The sequence below is a fragment of the Cupriavidus sp. D39 genome (assembly GCF_026627925.1).
Taxonomy (GTDB): domain Bacteria; phylum Pseudomonadota; class Gammaproteobacteria; order Burkholderiales; family Burkholderiaceae; genus Cupriavidus; species Cupriavidus ulmosensis.
Window position 1 is genome coordinate 578,877 of record NZ_JAPNLE010000009.1, and the last position, 17,512, is coordinate 596,388.

The following is a 17,512-nucleotide window of genomic DNA, read 5'->3' on the forward strand; positions in this document are numbered from 1 at the left end:
GAGGAGGTAAACGATATGAGCACGGAGAAACTGGATGGGCCGCGGGTCGGGTCATTCGATGCGCTGGAGGCGCAGGCCATGCGCGGGTCGATCGACCGTGAACAGTTCGTGGCTGTAGCCACGAAGCTTGGGGAGATCACCGCCGCCGCAGCCGCGGGGATGGCCGACAAGGCGATCGCGGTGGGCGAGAATCAGCGCTGGCAACAGGAGTCACTGCGTGATCGCTACGACTACATCGTCTGTGGCTCGGGTTCATCGGGATCGGTGGTCGCCCGCCGGCTGGCCGAAGATCCGGATGTGACGGTGCTGCTTCTGGAAGCGGGCGGAAGCGATGATCTGTCGAGCATCATATTCGCGAGTTCGTACCCGGTCGTGCGCTTCAATGAACTCTTCTGGCAATACGATGTAAAGCCGGCGGCGGACATCAACGGCCGCAGCCTGGTCCAGTTGATGGGCAAGGTGCTTGGCGGTGGCAGCAGCGTCAATACCATGGTCTGGGCCCGCGGCCATCAAGCGGATTTCGATGCGTGGGCGCAGGCCTCCGGCGATCAGGCATGGAACTATGCCAACGCACTCAGGCTCTACCGCAAGGCGGAGGACTGGCAAGGCATGCCGGATGCCGGGCGACGCGGCAGCGGAGGGCCCGTGTGGGTCCAGACGGCGCAGAATCCGTGTCCCCTCGCCACGGCGATGCTAGAGGGAGCGGCGTTGGCCGGCATCCCGACGTTCGATGATCACAATGGCTCGATGATGGAAGGCAGCGGCGGTGCTGCGCTCGCCAACCTGATTGTCAAGGACGGGCGGCGTCGAAACATGCCGACGAGCTATCTCTATCCGGTGATGGACCAGGCCAATCTGACCGTTCTCACGGCAGCCACGGTCCAGCGCGTGAAGATCGTGGCAAAGCAAGCGGTCGGCGTCGAGTTCGAATGGCGGGGGAGCACGATCAGCGTGAACGCATCCCGCGAAATCGTGCTTTCGATGGGCGCATTCAATACGCCGCGCACGCTCATGCTATCCGGCATCGGCGACGAAGCGGAGCTGAAGCGGCTCGGCATCGAGGTGGAGGTCCATTTGCCTGGGGTCGGGCAGAACTTCCAGGATCACACCCTGGTCGGTACTTGCCTGTGGGAAGCGCCCCAGGCGTTCAAGCCTAACAACAACAAGGCCGAAGCCACCTTCTTCTGGAAAAGCGACAGCAGGGCAACCGCGCCCGATATCCAGCCTTTCCTGATTGAAGTGCCGCACCTGACCGAGAAGCACGCTTCCTATGCCGTGCCGAACGCGTGGTCCCTTTCTCCATCGATTATCCGGCCGAAAAGCCGGGGCCGCCTGAAGCTGCGTTCCGCAAGCCCGAGCGGAACGATCGACCTCGACTGGAATCCGCTCGGCGATCCGGACGAAATGCGGATCCTCAGGTTCGCAACCGAACTCTGCCGCGAGATCGGCAATTCATCGGCAATGCGCCCGTTCGCGAAGCGGGAGATCCTGCCCGGCTCGATCTACCGGACCGATCTTGCGGATTTCATCCGCAATGGCGTGACTTCATACGGCCATGCATCCTGCACAGCGAAGATGGGCCGCGATGCCATGTCCGTCGTCGACGGCGACCTGAGGGTCTATGGCATCTCGAACCTGCGCATTGCGGATGGTTCCGTGATGCCGGACATCACAACCGGCAACACCATGGCGCCGTGTGTACTCATCGGCGAACTGGCGGCGGAGAAAATCAGATCCGCCTGACATGGCCGACGGCACTTCCGAATCGAAACCCCTGATGGCAACTACTGGAGAATCCCGATGCTGCAATTGAAGAACCCGCGCGCCCTCTTTATCGACGGAGAGTGGCGCGCAACGGCCGACTCCGAAGGCGTGATGAATCCGGCCACGGAAGAGCTCATCGCGCGCGCGCCTGTCGGCACGCCCGCCGATGCGTCGGCAGCGATCGCCGCGGCGCGCCGGGCCTTCGACCACGGCCCATGGCCGAAGATGAGCGTGCACGAGCGCAAGATCAAGCTGCAGCAGTTCCTGAATGCCGTGCACGGACGCCGCGAGGAAATTTGCAGCCTGATCGTTGCCGAAGCCGGCGCGACCGTCGTCCTCGCGCAAAACCTGCAATTCGGCATCCCGATGAAGCACGCGCAGTTCATCGTCGATCACTGCGACAGCGATGCCGTCACGGCCGTCGCGCCGGAAATCAGCGCGACGCCGAGCGGCGCAAGGCATCTTGGCACCGCTGCCGTGGTGCGCGAGCCAATAGGCGTTGTGGTTGCGATCACGCCATATAACGTGCCGTTCTTCCTCAACATCGGCAAGATCATCCCTGCATTGGCCGTAGGCTGCACGGTGGTGTTGAAGCCCTCCCCTATACGCCGATCGAGGCGTTGGTGCTCGGCGAGATTGCCGCCGAGGTTGGCCTGCCGAAGGGCGTTCTCAATATCGTCACGGGCGGGAAGGACGTCGGAGAGGTGCTGACCACCGATGCGCGCGTTGACATGGTGAGCTTTACCGGTTCGGATCTCGTTGGCGAAGCGATCCAGCGGCAAACGGCCGGCACGCTCAAGCGCATAGTGCTCGAACTCGGCGGAAAGTCGGCAATGATCGTGCGCGCCGATGCGGACCTGGATGCGGCCGCGCGCGAAGGACTGCGCGGCTTCACCGCGCATAGCGGGCAGGGCTGTCAGCTGCTTACCCGGCACCTTGTCCACAACTCGGTCAGGAAGGCATACGTGGAGAAGGTTGCGGCGATGGCACGAGCCCTGACCATTGGCAACCCGGCCGATCCCGCGGTGCATATGGGGCCTCTGATTCGGGCGGCTCAGCGCTCGCGCACCGAGGAATACGTCGCTATTGCGACGGCGGAAGGCGCGCGGCTCGTTACCGGCGGCAAGCGGCCCGAACATCTCGGAAAGGGCTTCTTTCACGAACCGACTCTGTTTGACGATGTCCGCTCCGACTTCCGCATCGCCCAGGAAGAGGTATTCGGTCCTGTCGGCTCGGTGCTCGGTTTCGATACCGACGAGGAGGCGATCCGCATCGCCAATGACAGCCGCTTCGGACTGAGCGGGAGCGTTTACTCCGCAGACACCGGCCGCGCCTACGAACTCGCGCTGCAAATCCGCACGGGCGGCGTATCAATCAACGGAGGCGCGGGGACAATGTTGAGCGCGGCACCGTTTGGCGGCATTCGCCGCTCAGGCTACGGTCGCGAATTCGGTGTGGAAGGCATGCGAGAGTTCACCTACACCAAGACCATCTCGTTCAAGGCGGCCTGACCGCCCCACATTGTCCGAGTGCGGCCGAGCGACGGCCGCTCACTGGCCTGGCAGCCACTAACGTGGCTCCCCTGCGCCCTGCAAGCGCGCTCAGCGAGAGCCTTCATATCGGAAACGTTCACTAAGGAAATCAATGAAGGAACGCACCTTCGGCGAGACCGTGCGATGGCGCGGAAACACGGCATGGATGTCGCGGTCGCCACGGCTCCACGGTGGCAGCACGTGCACTAGTCGGCCCGACGCGAGGTCTTCCTGGCAAAGGTAATCGGGTAACCAGCCGATACCGAGACCACCGAGCAGGACTGTGCGAATCGTGCTCGTATCGTTTGCCGAGAAGCGCGTGTGCACGTGAATGGTTTCGACGTCCCCGCCATTGTGCAGGCGCCATTCGAGGTTGCCCGAGTAGATGTCGAGCAACGAGTGCTGCGCGAGATCTGCCGGCGTCTTGGGCGTTCCGTGGGTGTCGAGATAGGCCGGCGTCGCAAGCAGCTTCAGCGATACCGTGCCGAGACGCTTGGCCACCAGTCCGCTATCCTCGAGGGCGCCCGTACGGATGACCACGTCGAATTCGTCGGCCATCGGATCGATCTTGTGGCTCGTCAGCGACAAGGCGACCTGCACTTCCGGATACAACCGCAGATAGTCGGCGACCAGCGGCGCAATCATCCACTGGCCTGGCGTAACCGGCGCGCTCACACGCAGCAATCCGCGCGGCGTATGACGAATCTGGCCGACCTTCTGCTCGGCCTCTTCCACGTCCATGAGGATCTTGCGCGCGTCCTCGGCGAACAGCAGACCCGTGTCGGTCAGTGCAAGCTTGCGATTCGAACGGTACAGCAAGGCCACGCCGAGGTGCATCTCAAGCCGCGTCAGACTGCGACTCGCGGTCGACTTCGGCATGCCCAGCACCTCGGCGGCCGCGCTGACGCTCATCAATTCGCAAATCTTCGCAAAAACGCGAATGTCTACCAACTCGATCATAGATAGGCTTGGAACATGCAGTTGGTCTCCTGGCGCATGCATAGGCGGAGACACGTCCAGGGACGGAAGGAAGCAAACCATTTGAGCAACGGCCTCACGGCGGCTGAACAGCGTACAAGTGTGCCGCAACAGTCGTCAATGAGGGTTTCCGAGCAGGGTCCGTTAGCGCGTGGATTGCCCCCGTTCCGGCACCGGAACACGCAGTTGCGCCGCCCCGGCTTGTCACGCCTTCTCCGGCTTGCGACGATTGGGTATTCCGCCCTGCCGCAGGCGAACAAGGAGACCATAAAGTGACTGATACCGTAGCCATCGATCCTGAAGAATTCCGCAAAGGCCTACGCGCCTTCACGACTGGCGTGACGGTCATATCAATGGCTGACGGCCATGGCGGCATGCACGCCATGACGGCAAGCTCGTTCGCCGCCGTCTCGGTCCAGCCCCAATTGGTCGCAGTGAGCGTCGCCAAGACGGCAAAGTCGCATACGCTGTTGTGCGACGACTGTCTTTACACGATCAACATCCTCAGCGAAGACCAGGCCTTTCATGGCCATTACTTCGCCAATCGCATGAGCGAGCGCTGGACGCCCCCTTACATGTGGCACCTCGGCGCGCCGGTACTCACCGGAACGATGGGCTGGTTTGTGTGCCGCCGCTGGGCGGCCTACGATGGCGGTGACCACACGATTCTCGTCGGCGAAGTGGTCAAGCTTCATCGCACCGACGACCGGCCGCTTGTGTGCAGTCGCGGTCAGTTCCATGCGCTTGGAGAGCCTGTTGACGCTGTCCATCCGGGCAGTCGACAGACGCCGCTCGATGCTTGAATCTTTCCTTTTACTCGACGATTCCCATGACCACCACAATTACCTTGACCGACGATGGCCCGCTGCAAGTCACGGGGGATTTCGACCTGGTAGACGACGCCGGCATGGCGTTTCGTCGCCGCAAATCGTGCTTGCTTTGCCGCTGTGGTCGCACGCTGCGACCACCATTTTGCGACTCGTCGCATACGGCCGCAGAATTCGTCAGTTGCCCGCGCGCGCCCTTGCCAACGCCGATCGAAGATGCTTGATATCACTTAAGAGATAAGTCATGTCCACTGCAAAAATCCGTGTGATGAATTCCGGCCCCCTCCACGTGACCGGAGAATTTGATCTCGTTGATGCCGATGGCAATCACTATCCTCATCAGGGCATCTTTTCGCTGTGCCGCTGCGGCAAGTCGGCCTGCAAGCCATACTGCGACGGCGCGCATCGCGCCGAGCGCTGGGAATGCACCGTAAAGTCCGATGCACCATTGCGGCCAGTGGCAAGCTGAGCCGGTTGCACAGCTTCCGTAGCCATCTCGACGAACGTTGCCTACGCGCCGCGCATCGTGGCGCGGCCTCCAGGTCGACCTGTATCTTCTGATCGATTTCGCCATCATTGCAATTGGTACTTTTCGCGTACCGGATGGTCAGTCCCCATGCGATCGAGAATGTCCAGCGGACACAGGAAGGTGACGCGGACGGTGCCGGGCAGCCGGCTGAGCCATTGATGCTGACGCGGTTGAGCACCTCATCGTAGGGCAGCCCAGTAACGGCTGCGGCGCGGTGCCGGCCGCGAGATCGTCGGCGCCCGCGGCAGGGTTGCATTGTCGAAGACCGTTGCGCTATTCCATTTCACGGTCACGCCCCTTCCCTTCCACGCGGGCGCCCAGTGTTGGCGTACCGCTCACCGTCGCGGTGGATAGCACCGTCACCCGCAGGCCCGACACCTCAAAGTCTCGTTGATGCTGGAGATCGGCCCCTACCCCAAGTGCAACATCACCCGCGCGAAGAACGAATTCGCCCCGATGGCCTCGTCATGCACCGCAGCGATCGCTGCCGCGAGTTCCTCCTTCGCCCGCGAGGATAGCAAGCCGCAGAGGCGGATACAGTGTATGTAGGCATGATGGTCTCCTTGCGGATCCATGGAAGAGACTTGCCCTGTGGTGCCACGCCGGGCCCAATCCCCCTGATGCGGTACGCCAGGCCGGCGTACAAACAGATCACAAACCAGAGCGCGCCGAAGACAATCAGGAAGTCATCCATGATCCCTCCGTTTTCTCTGCCATATCGGCCGCCTCGCGGGCCAGCCGTCGCGCTCGCGAGAAAGAGTTGTCAGACGATTTCAATTGAGCTCCTTCATCTCGGGTTGAGTTTGGACTGACCCCAGTAGCACTCGACGGCCCCATTTGGAATCGGTGGCCCCCCGCGCATTGACCTACTTCAGCGTGTTCGCTGCATCGCCTGCTTAAGGGCCGACGAATCTTCGGCGCTGATGCTGCTCGCTTCACCGCCTTGGGCGATGCTGGCCAACTGGGCTATGGCGCCATCGTAAAGCCGAAAATCAGTACATTCAAATAATTGTCATGGATACACTCTGCGATCTCGGATGCGGCGGCGCGAACCAATGATTTCAGCGTGCTGTCCGACCCAACAGTGCATCGCGAATGCCTGGATTGGGTGTGCGGAAGCGGTAGTACGCCAACGCGCGGACACTGTCCGCTCCCGGCAGCCACGCGCGGAATCTGGCAAATGTGCTCCGCAGAAGAATTGCCAGCAAACCCCGCCAGTCGGACTGCGCCCGTCGCGCCCGTCGGTCAGTAGGTCTGATCGGCAACAACTCGGGCCACTGTTTCCAGGGAACGTCTGAGCGTGGCCAAGCTGACGGAGCCGAGTGCCAACCGTATGGCGTGAGGCACATGTGTAGATGTCGAGAACGGATGGGCCGTCGACACTGAAATCCGTTCGCGCATCAACGCCATCGCGATCGCGTCCGCGCGAACCTCCTGTGCCAGAGGAAGCCAGACGAAGTACGACGCGGGATGGCTGATCCGTTTCAGCCCGCCCAAGACTTCAGTGGCAAGACCCTGGCGCAGCGTGGCATCCCGCCGTTTGTCGGCTTCAAGCCTGGCCACGGTGCCGTCCTCGATCCAGCCGCAGGCGATAGCCGTCATGGTCGCCGGGGTGTTCCAGGTCGTCGCCCGGATGGCCCTTTCGAGCTTGGGTATCCATTCGCGCGGTGCACAGACGAAGCCGAAGCGCAGACCCGTTGCGACACTCTTCGACAAGCTCGACACATAGACCGTCGTCTCCGGAGCAAGCGATGCCAACGGAGGTGGAGCGCCTTGCGCCAGGAATGCATAGGCGGCGTCTTCGATCAGTATCAGTCCATGTTGTCGAGCGATGGCGACAAGCTCCCGACGCCGCCTTGCACTCATCACCCAGCCGAGCGGGTTATGTAGCGTCGGCATGGTGTACACGGCCCGTACCCGCCGTCGCCTGCACAGGGCCGCCAATGCGTCCAGGTCAGGGCCGTGCCCGGCGGCGGGAATTGGCGCGAGTTCCAGCCGATTGGCCTCGGCAGCGAGCTTGAATCCCGGGTAAGTCAGGGTGTCCACTGCAACCACGTCGCCGGGCTCGAGCAAGGCCATGGCGGTTATCGTCAGCCCATGCTGTGCACCGCTCACGAGCAACGCGGTTTCGGCCGATCCGGCCAGACCCCGGCTGGCCAGGTGGCGCGCCACCGTCGCCCGCTCGTGCTCGCGCCCGCCGTGGGGCTGGTATCGAAGCAAGGCCTCCAGGTCACCTGCGGCCGCGAGCTGGCGCAGCGCTTCCCTGAGAAGGTCTGCCTGACCCGGCAAAGAGGGATAGTTGAAGCTCAGGTCCACCGTGTCAGCGCTCCAAGCCTCCAGATCAATGCCTTGACCGCGAGGGAGCGCCTCCTTGACGAACGTGCCGCGGCCGGTTTCGCCGCTCACCAATCCCATGACTTGCAGCTCCGCGTAGACACGCGTGGCCGTGACCAGCGCCAGTCCTTCGCGTGCCGCGAGATCGCGGTGCGTTGGCAGTCGCAGCCCGGGACGCAGGCGCCCCGCACGGATGTCGGCCGCGAGACGGTCGACCAGTTGTTTGTAGCGGGGTTGAGGCATGTCTGAACGTATCCATGACAATTATTTGAATGTATTGATTATCGGCTCTACGATGGTGCGATACAACGTCTCCACGCGCACGAGGACCCCATGCACATCGCTATCCTGACCTTCGAAGGCTTTAACGAACTCGACTCACTGATCGCGCTCAATATCCTCAACCGGGTCAAAAAGCCCGGCTGGCGGGTTTCGATCGCCAGTCCGGCGGCCAAAGTGCGTTCGATGAACGGCGTGGTGCTGGAGGCGCAAGCGTCCCTAAAGGATGCATGCGATGCCGACGCGGTGCTGGTGGGCAGTGGGATTCAGACCCGGGACGTCGTCGCCGATGTCGCGTTGATGTCGCAACTGAGGTTCGACCCGACGCGCCAGTTGCTGGGCGCGCAGTGCTCCGGCACGCTCATACTCGCCAAGTTGGGCCTGCTGGACGACGTGCCGGCCTGCACGGACCTGACCACCAAGCCGTGGGTCGAGGAGGCGGGAGTGGCTGTGCTCAATCAACCGCTCGTAGCCAAGGGAAACATCGCGACCGCCGGCGGGTGCCTGTCATCACAGTATCTGGCGGCCTGGTTCATCGCACGACTGGAAGGTATCGAATCTGCACGCAGCGCGATCCACTATGTCGCTCCGGTGGGGGAGAAGGAGACCTACGTGACGCGTGCGATGGCGAACATTTCGCCGTTCCTCCAGGGCGAATAGAGTCTCTACTTGGGACCGGAGCTACTCACTCATTGACATTGGACCGACGAGATATTGACGAGCTTCAGAGCCGCTCTTTTTTGCTTGGGACAGTTGAGACGGCTCTAGATCGAGTGGCCGCTCCTGCACCGGTCGACGGACCACAATAGGCCGGCAACGTAGGCCGGCAACGGCGCCCGCCATTCCATTTCCTACGCCGCTTGCCGGCCAGTGAATAGGGTAGGAAACGGCGAGCGCCGTCCCCTCCCTCCGCACCCGGTGTGCGGTTTTCCCGCGACGGGCTCTCCAGTCAGTTGTTTCCACATCGGGATGGGCGCGCCAATCGATGCGCCTCGGACATCGTGAACAGCCCATGATTAACGAAGAAGGCACTTCGAGGTTCGCCAGCTCGAAGACCGAAGCGGCCGCCATGTCGAGGATCTGGAAGCCGGGGAAGACAACAAGTCCGATTCCGTTCATGTTGTCCTGAAAAGAGGGAAGTTTGTCATTCAGGCCGTAGGCTAGGACCCTATCCTAGAGCTGTCAATCAACTCCCATGAAGGCTTTCCAGATGAACTCTATCGACTACGCAAGAGGTATCGAATGAACAACATTGCACTGGCCTGCACCGCTGTCCTGGGTCTGCTCCTGTTCGCGCTTGGATTCGCCACCTCGATCCTGCGGTCTCGGATCGGCGTGCTGAGCGGCTACACCCCTGAGCCCGATCAGCTGCTAACCAAGCTGGTTCGCGCTCACGGCAACACCGCCGAGTACGCGCCGTTCTTCGCGATGCTTTTTCTGTACCTTGGCGCTCAACATCCGCCTGACTGGCAGCTCTGGTGCATGGCAGGTGCAACGGCCTGCCGCCTGCTCCTGGTAGTTGCACTGCTTGCCTGGCCCACTATGTCGAAGCCCAATCCGGCCCGCGCCGTCGCAGCTTTGGGAACGTACGCCTTCGGCGCGGCCCTTTGTGTGGCCGTCCTCAAAGTCTGAGTTATCTTCGCGGCCTACTCGGGTGCACACAGTTGTTCACGCATCGCGGGTTGGGCGCTTCCATGTGCTAACCGAGGCACCGCCATCCATGCTGAAAATCATATGAAGACATTGAAGATGTTTATCAAGACTGCGGTCCTTGCTGCCGCGGTAAGCAGCGTTGCGTTCGCCGCGGGCACGGCACCTCCGCCTGCTTCGGACGCCAGCAAAACCACGGTCGTGCTCGTGCACGGCGCCTTTGCCGACGGGTCGGCCTGGGACAAGGTCGTTCCGCTGCTCCAGGCCAAGGGCCTCAACGTCGTCTCGGTCCAGAACCCGCTGACCTCGCTGGCCGACGATGTGGCAGCCACCCGCCGCGCGCTCGACATGCAGACCGGACCGGTTGTGCTCGTGGGGCACTCGTGGGGTGGTGTGGTGATCTCCGAGATCGGCCAGCATGAGCGCGTCAAGGCCCTGGTCTATGTCGCTGCGTTCGCACCTTCGGAAGGCCAGTCGGTGGCGGACCTGGTCAAGGACTACCCGACACCCGATGGGTCCAACTTTCTCGTCACCGACAAGGAGGGGTTCCTGACCCTAAGCGCCGAGGGAGTGGCGAAGCACTTCGCCCAGGACGTGCCGGCGGCCCAGACCAGAATCATGGCCGTGACCCAGGGTCCCATCAGGGGGAAGAGCTTCGAGGAGAAGGTCACTGTCGCCGCATGGAAGACCAGGCCGTCCTGGTACGTCCTCACGGAGCAGGATCACATGATCCAGCCTGCCCTGCAGAAAGCGATGGCGCAGAAGATTTCCGCCCACGTCGTGACACTGCCGACGAGCCACGTGCCGCAGTTGTCGAGGCCGAGGCAGGTTGCGGATGCCATCTTCGCGGCCGCGGAGCAGCAGTCGAAGTGACCTGCGCTCCCGCGCCGGTCATCTGGCTTGATTTCCGTCTTCTTTCTCCAAGGGATACCTCCATGAACCTCGACAAACCGATCGCCTCGCCATTGTCTCGCCGTCGCTTTATTGCCTCGGCAACCGCGCTCATCGTCAGCCCCTCCGCGTTCGCCCTGCCTGACTTCACCAGGATGATGTCGTCCTCCGGAACAGACGCAATTGTCGTCGCCGCGGCATCGGTGCCGCGCCAGGCCAGCGACGATGAGCGGGTTCGCCCGTTCACCGTCCGCGTGCCCGAAGCTCAGCTTGTGGACCTGCGCCGCCGGATCGCCGCGACAAAGTGGCCGTCGCGGGAACTGGTGACGGATGCATCGCAGGGCGTGCAGCTGGCCACGATGCGCGAGCTCGCGCGCACATGGCAGACGGACTACAGCTGGCGCAAGCTCGAGGCGAAGCTGAACGCCCTGCCCCAATTCATGACGACGATCGACGGGGTGGACATCCATTTCATCCACGTTCGTTCGAAGCATCGCAACGCGCTGCCGGTCATCGTCACGCACGGGTGGCCCGGCTCCATCGTCGAGCAGTTGAAGATCATCGAACCGCTGACCAACCCTACGGCGCATGGGGGAAGCGCGTCGGACGCCTTCGACGTCGTGATTCCGTCATTGCCGGGCCACGGGTTTTCAGGCAAGCCCACCTCGCTCGGCTGGGACCCCATTCGCGTCGCACGTGCCTGGGTCGTGCTGATGAAGCGCCTGGGATACACGCGATTCGTAGCGCAAGGCGGCGATTGGGGCAATGCGGTCACGGAACAGATGGCCCTCCTGGCGCCTCCGGAATTGGCCGGCATACATACCAACATGCCTGCCACCATCCCCGACGACATTGCGAAGGCGCTCCAGTCCGGCGGCCCGCCGCCGTCCGGCCTCTCGGCGGACGAGGGATATGCGTACGAGCAGCTCGACTTCTTCTATAAGCATGGCCTGGCCTACGCCCAGGAGATGAGTCACCGTCCGCAGACCCTGTACGGGATCGAGGATTCACCCATCGGCCTCGCTGCCTGGATGCTCGACCATGACGCGCGCAGTTACGCGCTCATCTCACGCGTCTTTGCCGGTCAGACCGAGGGGCTGACGCAAAACGACATACTCGACAACGTCACGCTCTACTGGCTGACGAACACGGCAGTCTCCTCGGCCCGCCTCTATTGGGAAAGCAAGCTGGCCTTCTTCGCCCCGAAAGGGGTCGCCATCCCCGTCGCCGTGAGCGCATTTCCCGACGAGATCTACACGGCCCCGCGAAGCTGGACAGAGCGGGCGTATCCCAAGCTCGTGCATTACGGCAGGCTCGAAAAGGGGGCCACTTCGCCGCCTGGGAACAGCCGGAGGTCTTCGCGACGGAGCTACGCGCGGGGTTCAAATCATTGCGGAGTTGAAGGAACGCGACATGCGTCCAACTTCCGTTGATTCGCCTTATGGGCGGCCCCATTCCAGTCGGCCTCGCGCCCTATACGAAGTACTCAAAGTGCTCTCGCCCTACCGGCGGGAGCACATCAATAGGCTCGGGGACTACCTGCTGGATCTGCGGCGGCGGGTTCCGATCGGGGTTTGCCATTCGACATCGATGCAACTCGGCGCTATGCCGATCTGGCCGTGACGGCAAAGACCCGCGGCCGAGGATTCCAGGCCGGGATGGATTGCTTGTCTGCCTGTCTGCCGCAAGTAAAGCTCGCATTGCACTGCACAAAAAATTTGCAGGATTTCAGAATACACGCCATAAAAAGGACATTCTTTGCCATAATAACGACCGTTTCTGACCAGTTCCGACAAGGGTCCGGTTAATCGTATGTCGGTCGTAAGGCACTTTTTGTGAATGGCTCATGGAAGAACAAATCACCGTCTACGCTTTCCCGGTATTCCTGCTATTGATGCTGGCGGAGCTGGGCTACGGCCTGTTCGTCGGTCGCAATACCTATCGCCTGAATGACGCCCTCAGCAGCCTGAGTCAGGGCTTGCTAAGCCAGCTGGTGGCCAGTGTCAGCCAGCTCTTCCAGATCGGCCTGTACATCTTGACGTGGCGCAGGGTGGCACTGTTTCCCCATGCCAGCCTGTGGGGCAGTGTCTGGGGCTGGCTGCTGGCGATCGTGATGTTCGATTTCTGCGACTACTGGCTACATCGGGTCGGGCATGAAAGTGCGGTGTTCTGGGCCGCCCATGCCGTGCATCACCAGAGCCAGGATTTCAATCTGTCCACCGCGCTGCGGCAGGAGAGTACCGTTGCCTTCCTGGGATGGCCGTTTTACTTGCCGATGGCGCTGGCTGGGGTTGCCCCGCAGCAGTTTGCGCTGGCCGGCCTCATTGTGCTGCTATACCAGTTCTGGATCCACACCGAGCACATCGGCAAGCTGGGCTGGTTTGACCGGGTGTTTTCCTCGCCGTCCAACCATCGTGTGCATCATGCGGTCAACGACCAGTACCTGGACAAGAACTACGGCGGGATGCTGATCATCTGGGACCGGCTGTTCGGCACTTTTGCCGAGGAGGAGGAGAAGCCGGTGTACGGTACCCGCAACCCGCTCAACAGCTGGAGTCCGCTATGGGCGGTGGCTTCCGGCTATGTGCCGCTGTGGCAGATGGCGCGCCGTGCGCCACGCTGGCAGGACAAGCTCAAGGTGTGGTTCAAGTCGCCGGGCTGGCTGCCGCCCGGCGTGAGCGATGATAGTGCGCCCTTTGACTTGCAGCGTGCACGCAAGCGCTTCGATCCACCGCTGGTGGCCGGTGCCGTGCCAGTGGCCCTGCTGCAGTTCGCTCTGCTGATGGTGGCAAGTGCCGGCTATCTGTGGCAGATCGATGAGCTGGGGAGCGGTCTGCGGTGGGGGCTGGCCCTGTTGCTGATCGCCGGTCTGACAGGTCTGGGCGGCCTGCTGCAGGGGAAGATGCGGCCACGCAGCCTGCTGGGGCTGGATGTGCTGCTGTTGCTGCTGGCCGGATTGCTGTTGCGCTGACTGGCACCCAGTCGCCAAGTGGCAAAACGGCTGGGCAGGCCATGGCTCTGCCTGTGTCATCGGACGGTTCGCTTTCGCTCAAACGATCCCTACTGGCTCGCCAACCCCGCCCGCCGTTTACTCAGCCCAATGCGTCGGGAGCGCGCGTTCCATTTTTGAAATAGCGCAGCGATGCAGAGACCACCCGCAGGGTTTCCCTAGTGCTATACGAACTGTTCGCCGGTGCGACAATTCGGCGGCAACACAGGTGCGCCGGGCTGCTGTTGCGTTACACAACACGCGCAGACAAAAAGACAAAACGAAAGGAGAAGAGATCATGCATCGCTATGCCTCTCTTGCAGCAATTCCGGCCGCATTTGCTTGCGGCCTTTTTGCATCCCACCTGACCACGCCGGCAGGGGCTCAGACGCCGCCACCGACGATATCGGCGCAGATCATAGACCTGGCGGCCATGACCGATGCCGATATCGGCGCACAGGTTCCGAACTTGGGGACTTTGCGTACAAAGGGCCTAGTCGCGACGCCGTCTGGAACCATCGCGGTGCAAGCCGGCAACGTGCCCAAGCATACGCATATGGGCTCCGATGAAATCCAGTATGTCATCTCGGGAAGTGGCACGTTTTGGTTGGGGAACGAGCAGCGCCAAGTCCACGCCGGCGACCTGATCGTTATCCCGAAAGGCACGGTTCATGCTGGATCCGTACCGACCAGCGGCGAATTCAAGGTCCTCGCGATCAAGCTGCCGCCACAGGCTCCGGGCGACATCCAGCTGGTACCGTGAGGCGCAAAAAGGGACCGAGACTGCATCGCGGCGACGATATGGAAGAATGGACCGTCCGACTTTCGGTCCAGCCCAGCGTCTCGGCCACGAGGCGCTTCAGTGCCTTGAGTTCCTGCGCATCGATATTGTCACGCTCATTCTTGGCGTAACCGTAAAGGAAGACCGCACGGCCGCCGAGCCGAAACGCCAGCAGAGTGCGCGCCCCGCCCTGCCCCATGCATGCTGGCACAAACTCCTGTACGAACGCCTGAGAGCGCTCGCGCAGCATTCGTGATCACAGCGCGGTTGGAACCTTTTTCAGGAGGGGCTACATCCCGATGCGAATTGAATTCGCCGGCGTCCGAACTGGCGGTCGAACTGTTCGAATCGCCCTGCAATCGTCGCGAAGCAGTCGGGACAGGTGCCTGCGTGAGTCAGGCGGTAATCTTCGATGTCATGCCAATCGCGCACGATGAGCGGCGTGTGACACGCTGGGCAGTAGGTAGTGGCGCCTTCAGCGTCATGGACGTTACCGGTGTAGACGTATTGCAGTCCTTCCGCAAGCGCGATCTCGCGCGCACGGGCAAGCGTGGGGACGGCGTCGGCGGCACATCGGTCATCTTGTAGTCGGGATGGAACGCCGTGAAATGCAGCGGTACGTCGCTGCCAAGTTCCTTCGCGATCCACTGCACCTCAGCGCGAATTTCGTCATTGCTGTCGTTCTTGCCGGGAATGAGCAGCGTTGTGACTTCGAGCCAAACATCGGTCTCATGCTTCAGATACTTGAGCGTCTCCAATACCGGCTGCAAGCGAGCCCCGGTGAGCTTGAAATAAAATTCGTCCGTGAAGGCCTTCAAGTCGACGTTCGCCGCATCCATCTTGGCGTAGAAGTCGCGCCGTGCTTGCGCACCCATGTAGCCGGCGGTCACCGCCACCGTCATGATGCCCAGCTTGTGGCAGGCGTCGGCCACGTCCATGGCGTATTCGGCGAAGATCACCGGGTCGTTATAGGTGAAGGCCACGCTTTTGCAGCCATAGGCCGCTGCCGCCTCGCCGATTGCTTCGGGCTTGGCCACGTCGGCGAGCATCTCCATCTCGCGCGATTTACTGATGTCCCAGTTCTGACAAAACTTGCACGCCAGGTTGCAGCCCGCCATGCCGAACGACAGGACGCTGGTGCCAGGGTAGAAGTGGTTGAGCGGCTTCTTCTCGATCGGATCGATGCAGAAACCCGATGAGCGGCCATAGGCGGTAAGGATCATCTGATCACCGACCCGCTGGCGCACAAAGCAGGCGCCGCGCTGGTCGGCATGCAGGTGACAGTTGCGCGGACACAGGTCGCACTGGATACGTCCATCATCCAGGAAGTGCCAGTAACGGCCGGGGTAAAGAGCTTCCTTCATGGCAGTGGCAGCGCTGACGGTTGGTCCAAAAAACTGGGCGCCGTGTCGGGTGGATCGCTACGGCAGCGACCGGGATCGCATTGGCCCCTACGCGCGCGTATTCCTCTTTCATCTCCCTGGCAGGAGTGTGCATCCGGCGGGGGGTCTCGCTAGCGCCTTAGCTTCTTGTAGGTGCCGACCAGTTCCGCGTGCGCCAGCACATGCCCGTGCATGGCCCGCTCCAGCGCCGTCTTGTTGGGCTTGCCCAGGTCCGGCAGCACCACATCGAGCGCATAGAGCTTGTGGAAGTAGCGATGACGGCCGATTGGCGGGCAGGGCCCGCCGTAGCCGGTGCGATGCCAGTCGTTGTGGCCCTCGCGGGTGCCCGCCGGCAGGCTGGCCGGCGCCACGCCTTCGGCCAGCGCCCCCGGCTCGGGCGGAAGGTTGTAAAGCACCCAGTGCACCCACGTCATGCTCGGCGCGGCCGGATCCGGCGCGTCGGGATCGTCGACGATTAGGGCCAGGCTGCGCGTGCCGGGCGGCACGCCTGTCCATGCCAGCGGCGGCGACATATCGGCGCCTTCGCAGGTCAGCTTACTGGGAATCTCGCCGCCATGGGCAAATGCCGTGGAGGTCAGGGTGATGGGCATGACTGTCCTCGTCTGAGCATGAAGTGCCGGTGCGAATACACCGGCCCACGTCAGCAGCAGCGAAAGAAAAACATGTGGCACAGCATCGTGCTCCGCCATCGATGCGCGCCACGTTCATGGCGCCGGTCTCGAATCCGCTTGTGATGCTGGCGAGGTACATGCGGCCGGGAGCCCGGCCGATCGTTCCAACTTACTGCGGATTCGGGGGCGATGCAAGCGCGAGCGGCGCGTGCGGCCAGTGAACTATGACGGGAATCCGGGCCGCTTTGTGCCTGGCGCAGGCGCCCCGCCCTCCAGCCGCGCTTTCAGCCGGTTGAGCGTCTCGGTGGATTCCGCCTCGATACGCCGGTGCAGCATCAGCTGGTTCAGCACGGCGAAGACCAGGGTGGGAGAGGTATAGCTGAAGTCGCGCTCAAAGCGCGTACCCTGCCCCTGCGCGGTGAGCGTGTAGGCAATGGTGCCTGCCTTGCGGCCCTCGATCTCGCCTTCGATTACCCATGCGGCCGGGCGGCGGCGGTCTGTCACGGTCCAGATCACTACGCCGCCACCGCCCGCCACCAGATAGGTCTCGGTGACGCGCTCGCCGGGGCCTAGCGGATGATCCGTGGCACCCCTGACGGCAAGCGACGAGGGATGCCATGCCGGCCAGTTGTCTGGGGTGGAGACGTAATCGAACACGACCGCTGGCGGGCGGGCGATCGTTATCTCGCTGTGGATGCGCGTGACGTCCTGCGAGGGCAGAGGCATAAACCAAGCCACCGCGACGGCGGCCATCACCACCAGCACCCAGGACAGTGTGTTGCGTAACGTCATGGCAGCGGGGCAAATGGCGCGCCCCGGCGCGCATAGCGCGATACATCCAGTGTAGTGGCCTGGATGCGCGGCTGGGCGGCGGCCTGGCGCCCTGCGGCGGGTGCCCTAGTCGGCCCCCGCTTTGGCGCGGTCTCCGTATTCGACACAAGACG

16 protein-coding genes and 2 pseudogenes are annotated in these 17,512 nt (G+C 62.5%); 11 read left to right on the top strand and 7 right to left on the bottom strand.

Annotated elements, in window-relative coordinates; all coding sequences use genetic code 11:
- Positions 1-15 precede the first annotated feature (15 nt).
- Both OMK73_RS14255 and OMK73_RS14260 read left to right on the top strand, forming a co-directional pair.
- Positions 16-1,743, top strand: a complete 1,728-nt coding sequence (locus tag OMK73_RS14255) for a GMC family oxidoreductase (RefSeq protein WP_267602629.1) — start codon at positions 16-18, stop codon at positions 1,741-1,743.
- A 132-nt stretch (positions 1,744-1,875) separates the two neighbouring features.
- Positions 1,876-3,275, top strand: a pseudogene (locus OMK73_RS14260) (aldehyde dehydrogenase family protein).
- 90 nt (positions 3,276-3,365) lie between these two features.
- Here OMK73_RS14260 and OMK73_RS14265 read toward each other — a convergent pair.
- Entirely contained in the window at positions 3,366-4,298 is a 933-nt protein-coding gene (locus tag OMK73_RS14265) for a LysR family transcriptional regulator (RefSeq protein WP_267602630.1), read from the bottom strand.
- Positions 4,299-4,546: 248 nt separating this feature from the next.
- Here OMK73_RS14265 and OMK73_RS14270 point away from each other — a divergent pair, with 248 nt between their 5' ends.
- Genes OMK73_RS14270 through OMK73_RS14280 form a run of 3 tightly spaced genes read left to right on the top strand, consistent with a single transcriptional unit; the run spans position 4,547 to position 5,570 of the window.
- The gene (locus OMK73_RS14270; RefSeq protein WP_267602631.1) at positions 4,547-5,077 is read left to right on the top strand and encodes a flavin reductase family protein; all 531 of its coding nucleotides are present in this window, start codon (positions 4,547-4,549) and stop codon (positions 5,075-5,077) included.
- 44 nt (positions 5,078-5,121) lie between these two features.
- A complete protein-coding gene (locus OMK73_RS14275; protein ID WP_267602632.1) occupies positions 5,122-5,325 on the top strand; it encodes a CDGSH iron-sulfur domain-containing protein in 204 nt (67 codons plus the stop codon).
- A 20-nt stretch (positions 5,326-5,345) separates the two neighbouring features.
- On the top strand, positions 5,346-5,570 hold the full coding sequence (locus tag OMK73_RS14280) for a CDGSH iron-sulfur domain-containing protein (RefSeq protein WP_267602633.1): 225 nt from the start codon (positions 5,346-5,348) through the stop codon (positions 5,568-5,570).
- A gap of 1,305 nt (positions 5,571-6,875) precedes the next feature.
- Here the strand turns inward: OMK73_RS14280 and OMK73_RS14285 are convergent.
- Entirely contained in the window at positions 6,876-8,207 is a 1,332-nt protein-coding gene (locus OMK73_RS14285; RefSeq protein WP_267602634.1) for a PLP-dependent aminotransferase family protein, read from the bottom strand.
- A gap of 90 nt (positions 8,208-8,297) precedes the next feature.
- Between OMK73_RS14285 and OMK73_RS14290 the strand changes: the two genes are divergently transcribed.
- Positions 8,298-8,903, top strand: coding sequence for a DJ-1/PfpI family protein (locus tag OMK73_RS14290; protein WP_267602635.1), 606 nt, complete (start codon positions 8,298-8,300; stop codon positions 8,901-8,903).
- 21 nt (positions 8,904-8,924) lie between these two features.
- Here OMK73_RS14290 and OMK73_RS14295 read toward each other — a convergent pair whose 3' ends face one another.
- Positions 8,925-9,362: a hypothetical protein gene (locus tag OMK73_RS14295; RefSeq protein ID WP_267602636.1), complete on the bottom strand. Its 438-nt coding sequence runs from the start codon at positions 9,360-9,362 to the stop codon at positions 8,925-8,927.
- 123 nt (positions 9,363-9,485) lie between these two features.
- Between OMK73_RS14295 and OMK73_RS14300 the strand changes: the two genes are divergently transcribed.
- The 5 genes and pseudogenes from OMK73_RS14300 to OMK73_RS14320 all read left to right on the top strand — a co-directional run bounded on the left by OMK73_RS14300 (position 9,486) and on the right by OMK73_RS14320 (position 14,536).
- The gene (locus OMK73_RS14300; RefSeq protein WP_267602637.1) at positions 9,486-9,875 is read left to right on the top strand and encodes an MAPEG family protein; all 390 of its coding nucleotides are present in this window, start codon (positions 9,486-9,488) and stop codon (positions 9,873-9,875) included.
- 102 nt (positions 9,876-9,977) lie between these two features.
- Positions 9,978-10,766 carry an alpha/beta fold hydrolase gene (locus OMK73_RS14305; RefSeq protein ID WP_267602638.1) on the top strand — a complete coding sequence of 263 codons (789 nt, stop codon included), beginning with the start codon at positions 9,978-9,980 and terminating at the stop codon, positions 10,764-10,766.
- A gap of 173 nt (positions 10,767-10,939) precedes the next feature.
- Positions 10,940-12,186 (top strand): annotated as a pseudogene (locus tag OMK73_RS14310) (epoxide hydrolase family protein).
- A gap of 444 nt (positions 12,187-12,630) precedes the next feature.
- Positions 12,631-13,755 carry a sterol desaturase family protein gene (locus OMK73_RS14315; RefSeq protein ID WP_267602639.1) on the top strand — a complete coding sequence of 375 codons (1,125 nt, stop codon included), beginning with the start codon at positions 12,631-12,633 and terminating at the stop codon, positions 13,753-13,755.
- Between the two features lie 316 nt (positions 13,756-14,071).
- Positions 14,072-14,536 carry a cupin domain-containing protein gene (locus OMK73_RS14320; protein WP_267602640.1) on the top strand — a complete coding sequence of 155 codons (465 nt, stop codon included), beginning with the start codon at positions 14,072-14,074 and terminating at the stop codon, positions 14,534-14,536.
- Here OMK73_RS14320 and OMK73_RS14325 read toward each other — a convergent pair.
- The 4 genes from OMK73_RS14325 to OMK73_RS14340 form a co-directional block, all read right to left on the bottom strand.
- Positions 14,490-14,804, bottom strand: a complete 315-nt coding sequence (locus OMK73_RS14325) for a type II toxin-antitoxin system RelE/ParE family toxin (protein ID WP_324291730.1) — start codon at positions 14,802-14,804, stop codon at positions 14,490-14,492. The two genes, OMK73_RS14320 and OMK73_RS14325, sit on opposite strands and share 47 nt — an antisense overlap.
- A gap of 145 nt (positions 14,805-14,949) precedes the next feature.
- Positions 14,950-15,918, bottom strand: coding sequence for an AmmeMemoRadiSam system radical SAM enzyme (gene amrS / locus OMK73_RS14330; protein ID WP_267602641.1), 969 nt, complete (start codon positions 15,916-15,918; stop codon positions 14,950-14,952).
- A gap of 149 nt (positions 15,919-16,067) precedes the next feature.
- A complete protein-coding gene (locus OMK73_RS14335; RefSeq protein WP_267602642.1) occupies positions 16,068-16,547 on the bottom strand; it encodes a YbhB/YbcL family Raf kinase inhibitor-like protein in 480 nt (159 codons plus the stop codon).
- Positions 16,548-16,790: 243 nt separating this feature from the next.
- The gene (locus OMK73_RS14340; RefSeq protein WP_267602643.1) at positions 16,791-17,360 is read right to left on the bottom strand and encodes an SRPBCC family protein; all 570 of its coding nucleotides are present in this window, start codon (positions 17,358-17,360) and stop codon (positions 16,791-16,793) included.
- Positions 17,361-17,512 lie beyond the last annotated feature (152 nt).